Origin of the sequence: Streptomyces sp. NPDC059247 (assembly GCF_042754005.1) — a bacterium.
Taxonomy (GTDB): Bacteria; Actinomycetota; Actinomycetes; order Streptomycetales; family Streptomycetaceae; genus Streptomyces.
Window position 1 is genome coordinate 162,178 of sequence record NZ_JBHYZW010000004.1, and the last position, 15,805, is coordinate 177,982.

Annotated in this window: 14 protein-coding genes; 4 read left to right on the plus strand and 10 right to left on the minus strand. The window is 71.0% G+C overall.

Features of this window, described 5'->3' with window-relative positions; all coding sequences use genetic code 11:
- The first annotated feature begins 35 nt into the window (after nt 1–35).
- Nucleotides 36–1,466 (plus strand): pyruvate kinase, encoded by a 1,431-nt coding sequence (gene pyk / locus ACFXGN_RS10635; protein WP_384856232.1) that lies wholly within the window; start codon nt 36–38, stop codon nt 1,464–1,466.
- Between the two features lie 130 nt (nt 1,467–1,596).
- Here the strand turns inward: pyk and ACFXGN_RS10640 are convergent, their stop codons facing one another.
- From ACFXGN_RS10640 to ACFXGN_RS10655, 4 genes are all read right to left on the minus strand, one after another.
- Nucleotides 1,597–2,919 carry a hypothetical protein gene (locus ACFXGN_RS10640; protein ID WP_384856235.1) on the minus strand — a complete coding sequence of 441 codons (1,323 nt, stop codon included), beginning with the start codon at nt 2,917–2,919 and terminating at the stop codon, nt 1,597–1,599.
- Entirely contained in the window at nt 2,909–3,481 is a 573-nt protein-coding gene (locus ACFXGN_RS10645; protein ID WP_384856238.1) for a DUF6114 domain-containing protein, read from the minus strand. The genes ACFXGN_RS10640 and ACFXGN_RS10645 overlap by 11 nt, the downstream gene beginning before the upstream one ends.
- A gap of 111 nt (nt 3,482–3,592) precedes the next feature.
- Nucleotides 3,593–4,267: a DUF6230 family protein gene (locus ACFXGN_RS10650; RefSeq protein WP_384856241.1), complete on the minus strand. Its 675-nt coding sequence runs from the start codon at nt 4,265–4,267 to the stop codon at nt 3,593–3,595.
- 589 nt (nt 4,268–4,856) lie between these two features.
- Nucleotides 4,857–5,825, minus strand: coding sequence for a tetratricopeptide repeat protein (locus ACFXGN_RS10655; RefSeq protein ID WP_384856244.1), 969 nt, complete (start codon nt 5,823–5,825; stop codon nt 4,857–4,859).
- A 298-nt stretch (nt 5,826–6,123) separates the two neighbouring features.
- Here ACFXGN_RS10655 and ACFXGN_RS10660 point away from each other — a divergent pair, with 298 nt between their 5' ends.
- Entirely contained in the window at nt 6,124–6,792 is a 669-nt protein-coding gene (locus ACFXGN_RS10660) for a TetR/AcrR family transcriptional regulator (RefSeq protein WP_384856247.1), read from the plus strand.
- 9 nt (nt 6,793–6,801) lie between these two features.
- Complete coding sequence (locus ACFXGN_RS10665; protein WP_384856250.1) at nt 6,802–7,212, plus strand: PPOX class F420-dependent oxidoreductase; 411 nt, start codon at nt 6,802–6,804, stop codon at nt 7,210–7,212.
- 66 nt (nt 7,213–7,278) lie between these two features.
- Here the strand turns inward: ACFXGN_RS10665 and ACFXGN_RS10670 are convergent, their stop codons facing one another.
- From ACFXGN_RS10670 to ACFXGN_RS10680, 3 genes are all read right to left on the minus strand, one after another.
- Entirely contained in the window at nt 7,279–8,979 is a 1,701-nt protein-coding gene (locus ACFXGN_RS10670) for a methylmalonyl-CoA mutase (protein ID WP_384856253.1), read from the minus strand.
- 74 nt (nt 8,980–9,053) lie between these two features.
- Complete coding sequence (locus tag ACFXGN_RS10675) at nt 9,054–9,386, minus strand: DUF3817 domain-containing protein (RefSeq protein ID WP_366442277.1); 333 nt, start codon at nt 9,384–9,386, stop codon at nt 9,054–9,056.
- 65 nt (nt 9,387–9,451) lie between these two features.
- Entirely contained in the window at nt 9,452–9,961 is a 510-nt protein-coding gene (locus tag ACFXGN_RS10680) for a MarR family winged helix-turn-helix transcriptional regulator (RefSeq protein ID WP_384856255.1), read from the minus strand.
- A gap of 237 nt (nt 9,962–10,198) precedes the next feature.
- Here ACFXGN_RS10680 and ACFXGN_RS10685 point away from each other — a divergent pair, with 237 nt between their 5' ends.
- Nucleotides 10,199–11,215, plus strand: coding sequence for a glycoside hydrolase family 6 protein (locus tag ACFXGN_RS10685; protein WP_384856256.1), 1,017 nt, complete (start codon nt 10,199–10,201; stop codon nt 11,213–11,215).
- Here the strand turns inward: ACFXGN_RS10685 and ACFXGN_RS10690 are convergent.
- From ACFXGN_RS10690 to ACFXGN_RS10700, 3 genes are all read right to left on the minus strand, one after another.
- Nucleotides 11,212–13,197, minus strand: a complete 1,986-nt coding sequence (locus ACFXGN_RS10690; protein ID WP_384856258.1) for a galactose oxidase-like domain-containing protein — start codon at nt 13,195–13,197, stop codon at nt 11,212–11,214. The two genes, ACFXGN_RS10685 and ACFXGN_RS10690, sit on opposite strands and share 4 nt — an antisense overlap.
- A 3-nt stretch (nt 13,198–13,200) precedes the next feature.
- Nucleotides 13,201–15,024, minus strand: coding sequence for a glycosyltransferase family 2 protein (locus ACFXGN_RS10695; protein ID WP_384856260.1), 1,824 nt, complete (start codon nt 15,022–15,024; stop codon nt 13,201–13,203).
- 88 nt (nt 15,025–15,112) lie between these two features.
- A complete protein-coding gene (locus ACFXGN_RS10700) occupies nt 15,113–15,784 on the minus strand; it encodes a TetR/AcrR family transcriptional regulator (RefSeq protein WP_384856833.1) in 672 nt (223 codons plus the stop codon).
- Between the last annotated feature and the right edge of the window lie 21 nt (nt 15,785–15,805).

A 15,805-nucleotide genomic window follows, 5' to 3' on the forward strand; every position in this document is an offset into this window, starting at 1 on the left:
ATTCCGCAGTGAAACAAACCGATAGGATCCGCCTTATGCGCCGTTCCAAAATCGTCTGCACGCTGGGCCCCGCCGTCGACTCGTATGAGCAGCTGAAGGCTCTCATCGAGGCCGGCATGAACGTGGCCCGATTCAACTTCAGCCACGGCTCCCAGGCCGAGCACCAGGAGCGGTACGACCGCGTCCGGCAGGTCTCCGCCGACACCGGCCGCGCCGTCGGCGTCCTCGCCGACCTCCAGGGCCCCAAGATCCGTCTGGAGACCTTCGCCGAGGGCCCCGTGGAGCTGGTGCGCGGTGACGAGTTCACCATCACCACCGAGGACGTCCCCGGCGACAAGTCGATCTGCGGCACCACCTACAAGGGTCTGCCCGGTGACGTCTCCAAGGGCGACCAGGTCCTCATCAACGACGGCAACGTCGAGCTGCGCGTCGTCGAGATCGCGGGCCCCCGGGTCAAGACGATCGTCGTCGAGGGCGGTGTCATCTCCGACCACAAGGGCATCAACCTGCCCGGCGCGGCCGTGAACGTCCCGGCCCTCTCCGAGAAGGACGTCGAGGACCTCCGCTTCGCCCTCCGGATGGGCTGCGACATGGTCGCCCTCTCCTTCGTCCGCGACGCCGACGACGTCAAGGACGTGCACAAGGTGATGGACGAGGAGGGCCGCCGGGTCCCCGTCATCGCCAAGGTCGAGAAGCCGCAGGCCGTCGAGAACATGGAGGCCGTCGTCGCGGCCTTCGACGCGGTCATGGTGGCCCGTGGCGACCTCGCCGTGGAGTACCCGCTGGAGCGGGTCCCCATGGTGCAGAAGCGTCTGGTCGAGATGTGCCGCCGGAACGCCAAGCCGGTCATCGTCGCCACCCAGATGATGGAGTCGATGATCACCAACTCGCGGCCGACCCGCGCCGAGGCGAGCGACGTCGCCAACGCGATCCTGGACGGCGCCGACGCGGTCATGCTGTCGGCCGAGTCCAGCGTGGGCGCCTACCCGATCGAGACCGTCAAGACGATGTCGAAGATCGTCCAGGCGGCCGAGGAGGAGCTGCTCTCCAAGGGCCTCCAGCCGCTGGTCCCGGGCAAGAAGCCGCGCACGCAGGGCGGTTCGGTCGCCCGCGCCGCCTGCGAGATCGCGGACTTCCTGGACGGCAAGGCGCTGGTCGCCTTCACCCAGTCCGGCGACACCGTGCGCCGTCTGTCGCGCTACCGCGCCCAGCAGCCGATCCTCGCCTTCACCACGGACGAGAACACCCGCAACCAGCTCACCCTGAGCTGGGGCGTCGAGTCCTTCGTCGTCCCGCACGTGGACAACACGGACGCGATGGTGGACCTCGTGGACGCCGAGCTGCTGAAGCTCCAGCGCTACAACGAGGGCGACACCATGGTCATCACGGCCGGTTCGCCCCCCGGTGTCCCCGGCACCACGAACATGGTCCGCGTCCACCACCTGGGCGGCGGCGAGCGCGACTGACCCCCGCTCCCCGAGCCGTACGCCGGAGCCCCCGTCCTCATGGCAGGACGGGGGCTCCGGCGCGTAACGCTCCTCCGGTGGTACGGGGGGGCCGGTCAGGCCGTGTGCCGCTCCTCCGGCGGTACGGGGATCAGTCCGGCTCGATCGTGTTGCGCAGGCCCGGCACCCTGAGCGTGCCGCCGAACTGACCGGCCTGCTTCAGCTTCACGTCGGTGAAGTAGACCTCCGGAAGGTTCAGCGGCGGCGGGGCGGCGGGGCTGAAGGTGATCGGGATGATCCCGATCAGATTCCCCTTCAGCTCCTCCGTGTACATCGTCACCGTGCCCTCGGTGATGGTGGACTCCTTGCCCCGGTCCGAGCGGACGTGGGCGGTGAGCCCCGAGGGGTGGTCCGTCAGCTGGTGCAGGTCCTTGATCTTCACCGTGGTCGCGGTGAACTTCAGCACCTTCTTGATCTTGCCGCTGCCGGTCCTCACCTCGACGATGCCGTGGTACTTCAGACCGCTCAGCGTCAGCCGGGTGCTCTCCAGGAGCCACGGCCGGTCCGGCAGGAGCGGGATGCCCGGCTCCGGTTCCGCCGCCGCCAGCGCCTCGTCGTCCCGCACGGGGCACGGGAAGCGCGGCTTGGCGCCCTCGGGTATGGACTCGTCCTTCCTGGGTTCGAGTCCCCTGGCGTCCCGCGGCAGTTCCTCCACCTTCACGCCCGCCGCGTCGGCCGCCCTCTCGATCGCCGCCTTCGTCTTCGCGGCGGCGGGGTCGGAGGCCGCCTCCGCCGTCGGGGTCGTCGGCTTCGGCGCGGTGCTCGTGGTCGGCCCGTCGTCGGGCGTCGCGGGCCCGGCGGGCGGCACCGCCGGGACCGTCGCCGTCGGGACCGTCGCCGAGGGTGTCGCCGTCGGCTTCGGGGCGAGGCCGTCGAAGAGGTCGCCGAGCGCGGCGCCGACGCCCAGCGGATCGAGCCGCGAGGTCTCCGCACCGGACCCGGCATCGGACCCGGTCTCGACATCGGACTCGGACCCGGTATCCGTATCGGACTCCGTCTCGGACTCGGGCTCCGCCTCGGACTCGGACTCGGGCTCCACCTCGGACTCCGTCTCCGGCTCCGGCTCCGGCGGCTCCGTGGTCGCGGGGGCGGTCGGGACGGTGGTGGGCGTGGCCGTCGCGGACGGCGTCCCGGTCGGCTTCGGCTTCGCCGGGCCGGTGGGCTCGGGCGTCTCCTCCGTCACCGGCTCGTCGGAGCGGGTGACGCAGGGGCCGGGTGCGAAGGGCAGGTCCTTGCCGTCGGCGAGCGCGAGCCGGGGCGTCAGGCCCATGCCCACGAACACCGCGGTCGGCATCGCGGCCAGCGCCATCGCCTTTCCGGCGGGGCCCTGGATCCTGGTCAGCAGCGACTTGCGCGGGGCCGCGTGCCGGGGCCCGGCCTTCGCGGGCGGCTGCTGGTTCTCGTCACCCCGCACTGTTCCTCCCGCCCTCGGCGTCGATGGTGGTGTCGGTGACCGGCCGCTCACGCTGCTCCGGGACGTCCGCGGCCACCGGGACGGCGGTCCCGAAGTACTCCGGACCGGGGTCGTACGCGGAGTCGTCGGCGTAGTCGTCCTCGGTGTCCTCGGCGTGCCCGGTGTCCTCGACTGGTGGGGCGGGCGCCCACGCGGTGGACATGCCGCCGCCGACGAGGGCGAAGAGGAACCCGACGACCAGACCGCCGAAGTTGGAGACGGGAATGGAGACGAGGCCCAGGACGATGGTGGCGACGCCCGCGAAGACACGGACCGCCGGCTGGAACCACATCATGAAGCCGAGCGTGATGAGCAGGACGCCGATGATCAGCGCGCCCGAGCCCGCGGTGGTCTTCATGGCGAGAACGATGTTGCCGAACCTCATGTCCCCGTACGGGAGATAGGCGATCGGCACACCACCGATGATCGTGAACACTCCCGCCCAGAAGGGCCGGGTCTGCCGCCAGATCTTGAACCGGTTGTCCCGGGGGACTTCACGGGAGGCGGGGGTTTCGACACTCATGGAAGAAGCTCCCTGGAAGGGGTCTCGCTGAAAGGGAGGTGGGGGGCGACCTGGGCGGTCCCCGGAGGGAGTGCGGGCCGTCCGGGGACGGCCCGCACCCTTCAGGACCGGTCAGTCCTTGAAGCACTCCTTCGAGGTGCCCCGGTGCAGGGACAGGCTCAGGTTGGGGAGCTTGAACGTCGCCGCCGTGGTCGCCCACGCCTTCTGCTCGACGTTGTTGAGGACCGCCTCGTCGGCACGCTGCGAGAATCCGGCCTTGTTCACGCGGTCCTCGGGGGTGCCCGGCTGGATGCCCGGCTTCCCCGCGGACTTGGGCAGGGCGCCCGCGGCCACACCGATGTCGATGTTCTTGAACTCGGCGTCCGCCTTCAGCGAGGAGACGTCGAGGTAGATGTTCTCGGCGTAGACCCGCTTGTCCTTGTCCTTGGAGCCCTCGGTGCCCGCGGTGAGCTGGAGGGTGACGTCGCCGACGAACGGCACCTTCGGCGTCACGACCGACTGGCACATGTCGGTGATGTAGGCCCTGGAGAACCCGGAGACCGCGACGGGCTCCGCGAAGGGCTTGCCCTCCAGGTCCTTGCCGCCGTCCACACTGCCGTACTGGACGAAGTCATAGCCTTCGAGGCTCTTGGCCTTGACCTTGAACTCCTGGCCGGAGATGGCGAAGGAGGCGGCGAGCGCCCCCTGGGCCAGACCCACGCCGATCGCGGCCGTCGCGGCCACGCTCGGGACCATGACAACGGCGAAACGCTTCCATCTGGTCCCGCCACGAACCTGGGACTTCATGAGAATTCCTCCTTCTCGGACGTACATCTCCAGAAGGGGCCGGGGGCCCGTCCTGTGATGGGAGAAGAGCTACGTCCTCGGGAAGGGGAGCACCGTGGTGCGGGCGGGCGCGCTGCGCGTCCGGACCGTCGGCGATCACCCCCGAGCGACAACCATGGACCGTGCGTCGGAGCACGGCCTGATCGGACAGGCCCCGTTCTCACGAGCGGGAACCCCCCTGTCCGCGACCGGTGCCGGAGCGCCGGTCCGCCCGGTGGGGACCCCGTTCGCGTCCCGGTTGGTTGCCGGGGTGGTGCGGTGGGGACCGAGCGTCGCCGATCGTGGTCCATTCCGGGGCCCCGCACAAGGGGGGTCGTTACTGGCTAGTAACGGGTGGATGACCGCGCTGTGGCGGGAGGGGACCGATCGGGCACGCAGGGTGCGCTCGCACGCCGGGGAATATCGGCGGATCGCCTGATGAATCCTGACAGAACGCCGGGTTCGATTTACTGCAAGTAACAGCGGCCGCGATTACCAAGTTTTGGTAAAGCACGGCCGCCTTTTGTCACCCTCCTGCCAAATCGTCAGACGACCCGGCGGGCGGAAACGCTCAGAAGAGCACCCTCGCGAGGGCCTGTCGGGCCGCCGTGACCCGCGGGTCGTCGGCACCGATCACCTCGAACAGTTCGAGCAGCCGCAGCCGTGCCGCGTCCCGGTCCTCGCCCGCCGTGCGGCGCACGGTCTCCACCAGGCGTCCGAACGCGTCCTGGACGTGACCGCCCACCAGATCGAGGTCGGCGGCGGCGATCTGCGCCCCGACGTCACCGGGCCCGTCGGCCGCTGCCTTGCGGACGGCGGCGTGATCGAGACCCTGCACGCGGGTGAGCAGTTCCGCCTGGGCGAGACCGAGCTTGGCCTCGGGGTGGCCGGGGTCGTCGGCGAGCACGTTCCGGTACGCCTGGACGGCTCCGGCCAGGTCGCCCGCGTCGAGCGCGGACATGGCCGCTTCGAGGAGGGCGTCGTAGGGACCGGCCGGACGCGCGGGGGCGTCCTCGCCGTCCCCGGCGGCACCGTCCACGAGGATGCCGGTGAGTCCGAAGCGCTCCTCGCCGATCTGGATCAGCTGGTCGAGGGTCTCGCGGATCTGGGCCTCGGGCACGGCGCCCTGGAAGAGCGGCAGCGCCTGACCGGCGACCACCGCGAAAACGGCCGGAATTCCCTGGATGCCGAACTGCTGCATCAGCATCTGGTTGGCGTCGACGTCGATCTTCGCGAGCAGGAAGCGGCCGTCGTACTCGACGGCGAGCCGCTCCAGGAGGGGGCCGAGCTGCTTGCAGGGCTCGCACCACTCGGCCCAGAAGTCGAGGACGACCGGGACCTCGGCGGAACGCTGGAGCACCTCGCGCTCGAAGCCCGCCTCGTCGACGTCGATCACCAGGGCGGACGGGGGCACTGCGGCGAGACCGCCCTGCCGGGCGGATTCGGCACGCGCCTGCTCCGCCTTCGCCTTGGCCTCTCCGGCCGCCTTCACCGCGGCGAGGTCGACGACGCCACTCATGGACATGTTTCGGGGCTGCATGGGTACATCCTCCCCCTTCCGCGCGCGTTACCGGTAAGCCATGGCTGAACCGTGCCGCCCCCGCGCCTCCCGCCGGTGTGCGAGACGTGCGGACGACACGGTTCCCCGTCCTCGGTCCGCGCCGGGTCCCCACCCGGCGCCATGGTCGTCGCTGGGGCCGCTCAGGCCTTTCGCTACAGGTCGTAGCGTAACTGCGGGGGCGGAGCGCACGGGAGGGCGCATGGTTGATCAGGGCGGTGAACTGCCTCACACGCCGGGCCCCTGGCGCCGTACCTACCGACGGGTATGGTCGGTCTCCATGTCGTCCCCCTCGTCCCCGCCGCCCGGCTCGTCCGGGGGGTGCCGCACCGGGCCCGGGAGCCGCCGCACCGGCCGGCCGCGCTCCGCCGAGGCCGACGCGGCCATCCTGGAGGCGACCCGCGCGCTGCTGGTCGAGCTGGGCTGGTCCAAGCTCACGATGGGGGACGTCGCCGGGCGGGCGGGGGTCGCCAAGACGACCCTGTACCGCCGCTGGGCCAACAAGAACGAGCTGGTGGTGGACGCGGTCGCGGTCCTCTTCGACCAGCTCGAACTCCCCGACCTGGGGTCCCTCCGGGCCGACATCGAGCATGTGGTGCTCCAGTTCGCGGCCCTCCTCGAACGCCCCGAGACCAGGACCGCGCTGATGGCGGTGGTCGCCGAGTCGACCCGGGACGAGCCGCTGCGGGAACGCATCCGCGCCTCCATCGTGGACCGGCAGAAGCGGCTGGTGCTCGCGGGCCGGAGACGGGCGCAGCAGCGCGGCGAACTCCTCGACGCGCATCCGGCGGCCACCGTCGCCGCCCTCGACGACCTGATCTTCGACGTGGTAGCGGGCGCGGTGGTGCACCGCGCCCTTGTGAGCGCGGAGCCGGTGGACGGGCCCTGGGCGGCGCGGCTCTCCGCCCTGCTCCTCGGCGGGCTGGGCGCGGCGGTCGCGCAGGGTTAGCGTGCGGGGGTGAACATCGAACTGAACGATTCCGTACGCGCGTTGCTCGACGACGTCAATGTGGCCGCGCTCGCCACGGTCCAGCCCGACGGCTCCCCGCAGACCTCGGTCGTGTGGGTGGGCCGCGACGGCGACGACGTCCTGATCTCCAGCACGGAGGGCCTCCGCAAGGTCAAGAACATCCGGGCCGACGCCCGGGTCAGCCTGATCGTCCACGACCGGCGCGACGCGCTCGTGTACGCCGAGATACGGGGCACGGCGACGGTCACCGAGGACGCCGGGCGGGCGCTCGCCGTACGCCTCGCGGAGAAGTACGAGGGCGAGGGCGCCGGGCGGGAGTACCTGGAGCTGCCGCCGGAGCGGGTCCGGGTGGTCGTGCGGATCACCCCGTCGAAGGTCGTGGGCTCGGCCGCGAAGTAAGTCACCTCGCCCGGTGGGAGAGGGCGGTACGGGGATCCGTACCGCCCTCCGTCGTCCCGTGGGGGGTCAGAAGCCCGGGGGCTCCGTGTAGACGCCCCATTCGGCGCGCAGGACGTCGCAGATCTCGCCGAGGGTGGCTTCGGCTCGGACGGCGTCCAGCATCGGGGCGATCATGTTGGAGCCGTCGCGGGCGGCGGTCAGCATGGCGTCGAGGGCGGTGCGGACGGCGGTGTCGTCGCGGTGGGCCCGGCGCTCACCGAGGGCGCGGACCTGGTCGCGCTCGACCTCGTGGCTGACCCGCAGGATCTCCAGGTCGCCGGTGACGGAGCCGTGGTGGACGTTGACGCCGACGACCCGCTTGTCGCCCTTCTCCAGGGACCGCTGGTACTGGAAGGCGGATTCGGCGATCTCGCCGGTGAACCAGCCGTCCTCGATGCCGCGCAGGATGCCGGAGGTCATCGGGCCGATCGGGTGCCGCCCGTCCGGGTGGGCGCGGCGCCCGCGCTCCTTGATCTGGTCGAAGATCCGCTCCGCGTCGGCCTCGATGCGGTCGGTGAGCTGCTCGACGTACCAGGAGCCGCCGAGCGGGTCGGCGACGTTGGCGACGCCGGTCTCCTCCATCAGGACCTGCTGGGTGCGCAGGGCGATCTCGGCGGCCTGGGCGCTGGGGAGCGCGAGGGTCTCGTCGAGGGCGTTGGTGTGGAGGGAGTTGGTGCCGCCGAGGACGGCCGAGAGGGCTTCGACGGCGGTCCGCACGACGTTGTTGTACGGCTGCTGGGCGGTGAGGGAGACCCCGGCGGTCTGGGTGTGGAAGCGGAGCCACTGGGCCTTGTCGGTCCGCGCCCCGTAGACCTCCTTCATCCACCGGGCCCAGATGCGGCGGGCGGCGCGGAACTTGGCGATCTCCTCGAAGAAGTCGAGGTGGGCGTCGAAGAAGAAGGACAGACCGGGCGCGAAGACGTCCACGTCCATGCCCCGGCTGAGGCCCAGCTCGACGTAGCCGAAGCCGTCGGCGAGGGTGTACGCGAGCTCCTGCGCGGCCGTCGCCCCGGCCTCGCGGATGTGGTAGCCGGAGACGGAGAGCGGCTTGTACGCGGGGATGCCGCGCGCGCAGTGCTCCATCAGGTCGCCGATGAGACGCAGATGGGGCTCGGGTTCGAAGAGCCACTCCTTCTGCGCGATGTACTCCTTGAAGATGTCGGTCTGCAGGGTGCCGTTGAGCACGGCGGGGTCGACGCCCTGGCGTTCGGCGGCGACCAGGTACATGCAGAAGACGGGGACGGCGGGGCCGGAGATCGTCATGGAGGTGGTGACGTCGCCGAGCGGGATGTCCCGGAAGAGGACCTCCATGTCGGCGGCGGAGTCGATGGCGACGCCGCAGTGGCCGACCTCGCCGAGGGCGCGGGGGTCGTCGGAGTCGCGGCCCATGAGGGTCGGCATGTCGAAGGCGACGGAGAGGCCGCCGCCGCCCGCGGCCAGGATCATCTTGTAGCGCTCGTTGGTCTGCTCGGCGTTGCCGAAGCCGGCGAACTGGCGGATGGTCCAGGTCCGGCCCCGGTAGCCGGTCGGGTGGAGTCCCCGGGTGTAGGGGTACTCGCCGGGCCAGCCGATGCGCTCGAACCCCTCGTAGGTGTCGCCGGGCCGGGGCCCGTAGACCGGCTCGACGGCGTCGCCGGAGAGCGTGGTGAAGTCCGCGTCGCGCTTGCGGGCCTTGTCGTAACGGGCCTGCCAGCGACGGCGGCCCTCCTCGATGGCGTCAGCGTCCATGCTTCGAATTTACTAGGACGTCCTAGTAAATGTCGATGGGGAAACCCCCGCACCGGGGTGCGGGGGTCCCGGGATCAGACCTCGACCGGCTCCGGGCGCGCGCCCTCGATCAGCGGAAGGGTCTCGGCGACGACCTTGCGCTCGACGAAGAAGGCGGCGAAGGGGATGGTGCCGGAGACCAGCACCCAGAGCAGCTTCCCGAAGGGCCACCTGGCCTTGGAGCCCAGGTCGAAGGCGAAGACGAGGTAGATGATGTAGAGGACGCCGTGGGTCTGGGAGACCGCGAAGGTCACGTCCTCGCCCATGTCGAACCCGTACTTGAAGACCATGCACGTGCACAGCACGAGCAGCATGACGGCGGTGATGTACGCCATCACGCGGTAACGGGTCAGCACGCTGGATTTCATGGCGTCGAGCGTATCGGCACGTTACGGGCGATCTTCGCCCGGGGCACCCTTGGCGGCGCGCCGCGCTACCGCTCCTCGAAGTCCTCCGCCGAGACCCGCAGCGGACGGAGCATCGCGAAGATCTCGGCGCACTCCTCCGCGTCGTAGGCGCCGAGCCCGAAGTCCATCCCCATCAGGTCGCGGGTGGCCGACTCGACCACCTCGCGGCCCTTCTCCGTGATGGTCGCCAGGGTGCCCCGGCCGTCGTTGGGATTGGGGCGCTTGTCGACCAGACCGGACCTCACCAGGCGGTCCACGGTGTTCGTCACCGAGGTGGGGTGGACCATCAGCCGCTCACCGATCTTGGACATCGGCAGTTCGCCCGCCTTCGAGAAGGTGAGCAGCACCAGCGCCTCGTACCGCGCGAAGGTCAGTCCGTACGGCTTCACGACGGCGTCGACCTCGGCGAGCAGGATCTGATGGGCCCGCATGATCGAGGTGATCGCGGCCATCGAGGGGACGGGACCCCAGCGCTTCTGCCAGAGCTCGTCGGCGCGGGCGATGGGGTCGAAGGGGAGACTGAGCGGCTTCGGCACGCGTCGACCTTACCCACTGGTCATATGCCGGTCAGCCCCGTCTCGCGTTTCGGTCATCCGGGGTCCGGAGGCGGCGGCGGGGAGGCAGGGGGTCCCGGCGGTACGGCCACCGAGTGCCGTACGCCGGGCATCGCGGTGTCGCAGCCCGGAAGCGGCTGACCGGCATGTCACGATGGCCCGGCTCGTCCCGTCGTCGTACGCGGCGGCGGACCCGCCGAACCCGACCCTGGGGGCCGGATGTCCCGCCGTACCGTCACCGCCGTCGCCCTGTCCCTCGTCTCCGTGCTGCTCCTGACCGGTTGTGGCGCGGACGCGCCACCGAAGGGGCCGGTCGGCCCGCCGTCCGCGCGCGGGGAGGCGGCGTCCCCGGCGGGCGGTTCGCCGTTCTGGGTGGACCCGGAGAGCGACGCGGTCCGGCAGATGCGCCGGTACGAGGCGCAGGGCAGGGCCGAGGACGCCCGGGTCCTGAAGCGGATCGCCGACCGGCCGGTCGCGGACTGGCCCTCGGGCGCCGATCCCGTGCCGGAGATCACCCGGGCGGTGCGGGGCGCGGCGGCCCAGGGCCGTACGGCCGTGTTCGTGGCGTACAACATCCCGCACCGCGACTGCGGCATGTACTCGGCGGGCGGGTCGCACGACGCGGCGGCGTACCGGAGGTGGGTCGACTCCTTCGCCTCGGCGCTCGGCGGTTCCTCGGCGATCGTGGTCCTCGAACCGGACGCGGTGCCGCACGTGGTGGACGGCTGCACTCCGGGGCAGTACCACGACGAGCGGTACGCGCTGCTCGCGGAGGCGGTCGAGCGGCTGAAGCGGCAGCCGCGCACCCGGGTCTATCTGGACGCGGGCAATCCGGCGTGGATCGACGATCCGGGGAAGCTGGTGGAGCCCTTGCGCCGGGCGGGGGTGGCCCGTGCGGACGGCTTCTCCCTGAACGTCTCCAACTTCCAGACCAACGACGTGGTGCGGGCCTTCGGCGCGAGGCTCTCGGGGCTGCTGGGCGGCACCCGCTTCACCGTGGACACCAGCCGGAACGGCGACGGCCCCCTCCCGGGTGACCGGGCGGAGGCCTGGTGCAATCCGCCGGGCCGGTCCCTCGGCGTACCGCCGACGGACCGGACCGGGGACGCGCTGGTCGACGCGTATCTGTGGATCAAGCGTCCGGGGGACTCGGACGGGCAGTGCCGGGGCGGCCCGTCGGCCGGGACCTGGTGGCCGGAGTACGCCCTGGGCCTGGCGCGCCGGGCGAAGTCCTAGTCGCGCTTTTCCGGGGAGCCGGTCCCCACCTGGATCCACCTCGCCTCGGAGGGGATGCCGTCGCTGTCGGTGACGAAGAGCATGTACCAGCCGGGGGGTACGAGGGTCCGGTCGTCCGGTACGTCGACGGTGACCGTGGTCCCGTCGCGGCCCTTGACCAGGCCCAGTTCGATGGAGCGCTGTTCGACGTCGGTGGTGTGGGTGACGGCGCTGGGGCGCATCAGGCGGGCTTTGGTGATGCGTCCGGCGTCCCTGGTCTTGAAGGTGGCGCGGCCGTTCTGGTCGAGTTCCCTGGCGCCCTCGCCGAGGACGGGGCGGCTGGTGCCCGCCCGGTGCAGGAACGGCGGGGTGAAGACCTCGATGCGCTGCTCGAAGGTGCCGAGCTTGGTGTTGTCCTTGTCGTCGAAGAGGGGGTCGGAGCCGAAGGTGGCGACCCGGCCGTCGGGCAGCAGCAGCGCCTCCGAGTGGTAGTTGCGGCCCACGGTGGGTTCGGCCGCCTCGGTGAAGGCGTTGGTCCTCGGGTCGTAGAACTGGGCCTTGAGGATGTCGCTGCCGCTGCGGCCCCGGTACTCCTCCGAACCGCCGCTGGTGAAGACGGTGTCGTCGGGCATGAGGACGCTGCTGAGGTAGCGGGTGCCCTGGGGCAGCGAGGGGCCGTCGGTGAAGACGGGGCTGTCCTTGGAGAGGTCGACGACGGAGGTGCGGGCGGTGGACCTGGGCGACTCGCCGACTCCGCCGCCGCCGAGGACCATCACCTTCTGCCGCTGGGCGGGCGGGAGCAGCAGGGAGGCGGAGGTCTCCAGCTGGTCGGGGTCGCTGAGTCCGCCGAGCTTGGTGAAGGAGTTCTTCTCCAGGTCCCACAGGCCCGGTTCGCGGCCCTTCCCGGCGGGGCCGTATCCGGCGTTGGAGCCGGTGTAGAGGAGCTTGCCGCCCTTGGTGAGGAAGAGGGAGGGGTAGGTGGGGAAGTACCGGAAGGGCCCCTTGGACCACTTCTTGGTGGCGGGATCGTAGATCTCGTTGTCGCCGGGGACGACGTCGCCGACGTCGTTGAGTCCGGAGACGGCGAGGACCTTGCCGTCCTTGAGGCCGACGAGGGTGGGGTACCAGCGGGCGTCCTTCATGGGCGCGACGGGGATGTACTTCTCGGCCCTGGGGTCGAACTCGTAGGCCGCCTTGATGCCCTGGAAGTCCTGTTTCTCGGTGGTGAGCTTCTGGGCGAGGCCGTAGACGTCGTCGGCGGCATCGCCCTTGAGGCCGACGATCTCGTACTGGGCGGCCTCGGTGGTGAGGGCTCCCGGTCCCTCCTTGCGGGCCTCGACGAAGACCCGGGCCTCGGCGGCGGTGATCTTGGTCTTCCAGGGCTTCATCCGGCCGCTCTTGAAGTACGAGATCTCGAACTCGCTCTTGGCCTTGGGGACGGTGACGTCGAACCGGGAGACGTACTCGACCCCGGACGGGGAGCGGAAGACGGTGCCCTTCTTGAGGGTGACGGCCTTGTCGGGGTTCTCGTTCTTGACCCGCATCCCGCCGCCGGCCTTCTTGACCCCGCCGTCGAGGACCTCGTAGCGGGCGGTGCCCCCGGCGACGAGCAGCCGTCCGTCGGGGAGCTGGGTGTGGCCGGAGCAGAAGAAGTCCACGGGGGTGGGGATCTTCTTGAAGGTGTTCTTCACCGGGTCCCAGAGGATCGTCTCGAAGGTCCCGGCGTCGAAGTTCTTCTGGTTGTTCCCGGAGCCCGCGATCAGCAGGACCTTGCCGGTGTGGAGCAGGGCCGCGTGGATGGCGTTGACGCGGAACCCGGCGGGCACGTCGACCTCGGCCCAGGAGCCGTACTGGCGCTGGTAGCCGGGCTGGGCGATCTTGTACGCGTGGTAGCGCTCGGAGGCGAAGGAGACGGCGGCGGGGGCGTTGAGCGCGGCGAGGACGACCACCGCGCAACTGCCGAACAGGGTCTTCTTGAACTTCTTCGACGGCCGGTAGGCCATGGCTCAGTTCCCTCCGGTCGTCGTGGGGGCGGGGGTGACGGGGGCGCTCGGGACGGTGGCCGCCGCGCGGACCTCGACCCCCTCGCGGAGGTCGGCGGGGCGCCGGATGCGGGCCCGGAGCCGGACGCGGGCGTCGGCGCGGACGCGCAGGGCGCGGCGGTCCCGCAGGACGGTGGCCGCCCACAGGGTGACGGGGGCCAGGGTGACGACGAGGGCGAGGCAGGCCCAGGTGCGCATGGCCGCGTGGGTGTGCCCGAAGTGGACGGAGGCGGCGAGCGAGGTGACGAGGACCGCCGCCCAGAAGAGGTGGATGCGGAAGGTGCTCAGCCGGTCGGGGCTGGTCTGGCCGCCCTTGGGGGTGACGACGAAGCGGCCCCGGGTACGGAGCAGGGCCGAGCCGAGGGACGTCAGGTAGACGGGGGCGGAGAGCGCGGACATCGCCATGCCCGCGAGACCGCCGGAGCCCTCGGGTTCGTGGGGCGAGACGTTGTGCCGCCGGTTCCACAGGTAGAGGCCGATCTGGAGGGCGACGGCGTCGCTGTAGATCATCAGCCACACGGAGGTGGAGACCTGGGTGCCGGAGGCGCCGAGCCAGAGGTAGAGGACGCAGCTGAGGACGCCGAGGAGCCAGTTGACGGCCGTCATCGGGTAGTAGACGAGCATCAGGGTGTAGTTGAGGAGGCGGCCCGGCGGGGTCCGGAAGGGCGCCTTCCAGTACTGCTTGACGATCGTCTCGTACGTGCCCCGGGACCAGCGGAGCTGCTGGGTGAAGAAGTCGGTCCAGGAGGCCGGGCCCTCCCCGACGGCGAGGACGTCGGGGGTGTAGACGGAGCGCCAGAAGCGGCCCGTGCGCGGGTTCCTGCTGCGGTGCAGTTCGAAGCCGGTGGCCATGTCCTCGGTGATGGAGTCGTACAGGCCGCCGATCTGCTTGAGGGCGGAGATCCGGACGACGTTGTTGGTGCCGACGAACATGGGCGCGCGGTAGCGGTTCCCGGCCCGCTGGATGAGGGCGTGGAAGAGGAACTGCTGGGACTCGGCCGCCTTGGTGACGGTGTCGGTGTAGTTGCCGTACACCTGCGGTCCGACGACGAACGCGATGTCGGGGTCCCGGAAGTAGCCGAGCATCCGCTCCAGGAAGGCGGGGTGCGGGACGTGGTCGGTGTCGACGGAGGCGAAGTAGCCGTAGTCGTCGCCGTGCCGGGCGAGCCAGGCGTTGTAGTTGCCGTGCTTGGACCGCGCTTTGTGCGGGCCCTTCTTCCGGTTCCACTCGGGGACGCCCGCGCGGGAGAAGTGGCGGACGCCGAGTTCGGCGCAGAGGGCCTTGGCCTCGGCCGAGTCGCCCTCGTCGAGGAGCCAGACGTCGAGGTGTCCCTCGTGCCGGAGCCGGGTGGCGCCCTCCAGGGTGCCCCGGACCATGGTGAGGGGTTCCTTGCCGGGGACGTAAGTGGTGAGGAAGGCGACGCGGGTCCCCTTCTCGGGGAACACCGGGACCGGGTCGCGGGCGACCAGGGTGGCGTGGGCGATCGACGTGACGTTCACCAGCATGAAGAAGCAGATGAGGCCGATCGACACGAGCATCACGGTGTCGAGGTGGACGAGCCAGGCGGCGGCGCCCTCGCGGACGGTCCAGTGGCTGGGCCAGACCAGATAGGCCAGGAGCAGCGCCGAGAGGACCGGCGCGAGCCCCATCAGGAGGACCGCTCCTATTCGGTGCCGCTCCTTCGCGAGCAGACTTCGGTACTGCACCCGGTAGGCGGTCGCGTCCGGCTCCGTGAGAGGACCCGCGAGCCGGCTGTAGGTGTCGTAGTCGTAGCCTCCCGGCCGCACGGTGCCTCCAGCTGTCTTCGAAATGCCGATAACCCAACAAAAAGGGCAAACGTTCGGCGTGTCGACTGGAGTCGTCCGAGTGGGGGCGTCAGCGGGTCCGGGTGCTCTGCCTCCGCAGGGTGTACGCGACGGCCTTCCGGGCGACGGGGTTCAGCTCCTCGACGGCCGCCATCAGGGCGCCGAGCTGTTCGAGGGCGGTGAAGGCCGCCTCCGCTCCGGCCGGGTCCACGCCCTCGTACAGTTCGAGGCCGACGAAGGAGGCGGCGACCGCCCGGGAGAGCCCGGCGGCATCGGTGAACTCCGCGAACGGGGTCCCGGCGAGCACCCGGACGAGGACCCGCTCGATCTCGGCGATCCACAGGTCGAGCCCGGCGGCGGTGGCGGGCACGAGCCGGGGGTGGGTCTGCGCCCCGGCGAGGAGCTGCCCCAGGAAGGCGACGTGACCGGCGTCCCGCTCCTCCGCGTGCAGCTCGCGCCCGAAGGCGAGCAGCTCGGAGAGGCTGCCGATCGCGCGCAGCCGGTCCCGGTGGCGGGCGACCCGCGTCTCGGCGCCGTGCCGGCAGGCGGCGGCGAGCAGTTCGTCGACGGAGCCGAAGTGGTAGAAGACCAGGGCCTGGTTGACCCCGGCGGTGGCGGCGATGGTACGGGCGGAGGCCTTGGCGATGCCCTGTTCGACGAGGGTCCGCAGGGCGCCGTCGAGCAGCTTCTCCCGGGTCTCCAGGGTCCGCGCGTCCTGCCCCTTGACGGCCTTGCCCCGCACGGCCCGCCGGTCAGGGTCGGC

Excerpts from the sequence above, each read along its gene's own strand:
- ACFXGN_RS10660 (WP_384856247.1), top strand. The coding sequence starts at position 6,124 with ATGTCGTCCCCCTCGTCCCCGCCGCCCGGCTCGTCCGGGGGGTGCCGC.
- ACFXGN_RS10655 (WP_384856244.1), bottom strand. The coding sequence starts at position 5,825 with ATGCAGCCCCGAAACATGTCCATGAGTGGCGTCGTCGACCTCGCCGCG.
- ACFXGN_RS10670 (WP_384856253.1), bottom strand. The coding sequence starts at position 8,979 with ATGGACGCTGACGCCATCGAGGAGGGCCGCCGTCGCTGGCAGGCCCGT.
- ACFXGN_RS10685 (WP_384856256.1), top strand. The coding sequence starts at position 10,199 with ATGTCCCGCCGTACCGTCACCGCCGTCGCCCTGTCCCTCGTCTCCGTG.
- ACFXGN_RS10650 (WP_384856241.1), bottom strand. The coding sequence starts at position 4,267 with ATGAAGTCCCAGGTTCGTGGCGGGACCAGATGGAAGCGTTTCGCCGTT.
- pyk (WP_384856232.1), top strand. The coding sequence starts at position 36 with ATGCGCCGTTCCAAAATCGTCTGCACGCTGGGCCCCGCCGTCGACTCG.
- ACFXGN_RS10690 (WP_384856258.1), bottom strand. The coding sequence starts at position 13,197 with ATGGCCTACCGGCCGTCGAAGAAGTTCAAGAAGACCCTGTTCGGCAGT.
- ACFXGN_RS10675 (WP_366442277.1), bottom strand. The coding sequence starts at position 9,386 with ATGAAATCCAGCGTGCTGACCCGTTACCGCGTGATGGCGTACATCACC.
- ACFXGN_RS10645 (WP_384856238.1), bottom strand. The coding sequence starts at position 3,481 with ATGAGTGTCGAAACCCCCGCCTCCCGTGAAGTCCCCCGGGACAACCGG.